Consider the following 2,254-nt stretch of genomic DNA (forward strand, 5'->3'; position numbering starts at 1 on the left):
CAGGTTGCGGAGCCGGTCGCCGACGGCACGACGCAGCCTGCTCCATCCGACGCGGAAATAGAGGAGCTGGAGTTTCTCTCCGGCGCGCTGGGTTATGACGATCTCCTGAGTGACGAGGAGATCCGGGTGGACGACGAGACAGCCGACGGTATTGACCGTCGCTGCTTCGAACGCGAGCAGGAGCTGGTCGCCGAGGAGATCGCACATCTCACGATGCTCGTGGAGGAAGCTCAAATTCGAGAGCGGGAGATACCGCGGGCGATTGCTTCTCTCGAGGACCAACTCATCGAGGAGTCGGCGACTCACAGGGTTCGGGCGGCGAAGGCGCAAGCTACGAGCGCACAACTGAGCGCCCGACGGGCCACCTATCCCCTGCGCATTTTTGCGGAGAGGGGCCGCCTGGGTGCAGAGGTATCTGCGGCCATGGCCCGGGAATTCGCTGCAGGAGCCGAGCAGCTGTTGGAGGCCGAGCGTCGGATCCACGCCGTGCATCTCGAGCGGAAGCAGCTTCACGAGGAAGAATGGAACCGACGTACGGGTCTTCTGCGGAACTGGCAAGACGAGGCAGCCGAACATCTGAGGCAAGTACAGATTCAACTGGATCGCCTCCGGGAGTGGGGATTCAGCGAACCAACGTCCCGATTCCTGACGGCCGTGGCGGCAGCGGGATTTGTAGCCACCGGTTGGCTGTTTGGTCGTGCGCTCGACCTCAGAGACCCGGGTCCGGAGTCACTCTTCGCGATCGCCACTGACTCGCTGGCGTCAGCACTCAAGGCTCTGGTTAGCGGGTTTGGCCTGCCGCAGGGTCTCATCGTGCTTCTCGTCGTGCCTCTCTTGCTCGCCGCCATCCTGGTCGGGGCTCTTGGGTTCATTAACCGATGGATCAAGGTCCTCGACCAGAAGTTTTGGACGAAGCGTGACGTGGGAAGGGTCCGCGATCTCCGCTGGTGGCGGCTACCGAAAGAGCCGCTCTCCCGGCGAAGCTATGCGCAACTTCTCGCACAATTGCCACTTCTGCTGTTTCTCGCCTATGGAGTCCTCGTTACCGCCCTCGTCTTTTCGTTGAGCGACAGGACGGCAGCGGATGTCTCGTTGGCAAGTTATCAGGCGCTCGTCCACCTCTATATCGGTCTCGCCGTGGCCGCGCTCTTCGTGGCAGTCGGGGTGATTTACGTCATCGAGGTGGTTGGCGTGATGAAGGGGCCGGAAATGTCGTCGAGAAGAAGGCGACCAACCGAGATCGTCGTGGTCGCAGCACTGCTGGTTGGCGTATTCGGCGTGCTGGATTGGGTGTTCACTGTGGACAAGCTACCGCTACTTGTCGGCGGCAATCTCGTTGGTACGACACTTCTCATGACCGCGAACGGCCTGATCGGTGGGTTCGGATTTACCTATCGGGGCCTATTCGATCTCCGTGCCTCGCTCCAGGCGGATATGCAACGCCTGGAGGAAGAGATCCAAGGGTACTCCGGCGTCGGAGTACCGCAGTGGTATGAGCCACTTGAAGAGGGATTTCGAGACCGTGTCCGTTCCACGCAACAAGAACTCGACCGGCAGTGGACTCGCCTGGAGGAAAAGGGTTCTCGGGTGGTCACAATCCCGACGAGGCGCGGACGGACTCGATGGCTCTTGAGGCTCCTTCGGCGTACACCAGAGGACCCAGGACCATGGGTTGAGTGGGAGACGCACTACGCAGACGCGTTGCTGGAGCCTGAACTTCTTGGTCTGATGGCCGATGACTTCGCAGCTGTTGCAGAGTCCGACGCTGCGATTGCCGATCTTCGCGCCCGCATCGCCGAGCTGCGGCGCCGATCCGAGCACCCGGAGTCTCTGGCCATCTCTCACCAAAGGGCGCGCCGCGGCAGGGAAATCGATCGCATGGAGCAGAGCTTCCACGATCGGTCTGCGCGTCGAAAAAGGACGAGCCGGGCCATCCAGGTTGCCCGACGTAGCGCGCACGAGCTGGGACACCGCCTGGCGGTGGTGGCCAATACGCGGAAGCCGCCCCGACTGGAGGAGTAGGATGCTCGATCGAGAGGATGTGAGGAAGTCCGGGCAGAACGCTAACGACCTCGGCGTTCGATTGGGTCGGAGCGGCGGCTCCTATTGGAGCGGCCGCGCCAAGGTTCACAGACTGGGAGAGGACCAGTTCGCACGTTTGAACGCGAAAGCGCAGCGCAGACTCGCTCGTGCGATGAGTCGGCTTCAGGAGGCGACTCGGCGCCTGGAAGACAGCACGCAGCGACTCGCGGAC

At 62.1% G+C, this 2,254-nt stretch carries 2 protein-coding genes; both read left to right on the top strand.

The features are described 5' to 3' along the window. Positions 1-2,022 (top strand): hypothetical protein (locus tag VEK15_05930; GenBank protein HXV60213.1); only part of this gene is annotated, 2,022 nt, incomplete at its 5' end. A gap of 1 nt (position 2,023) precedes the next feature. Further along, positions 2,024-2,254: hypothetical protein (locus VEK15_05935; GenBank protein ID HXV60214.1), on the top strand; the 231-nt coding region annotated here is incomplete at its 3' end.

It is taken from the genome of Vicinamibacteria bacterium (assembly GCA_035620555.1).
In the GTDB taxonomy this organism is placed as follows: Bacteria; Acidobacteriota; Vicinamibacteria; order Marinacidobacterales; family SMYC01; genus DASPGQ01.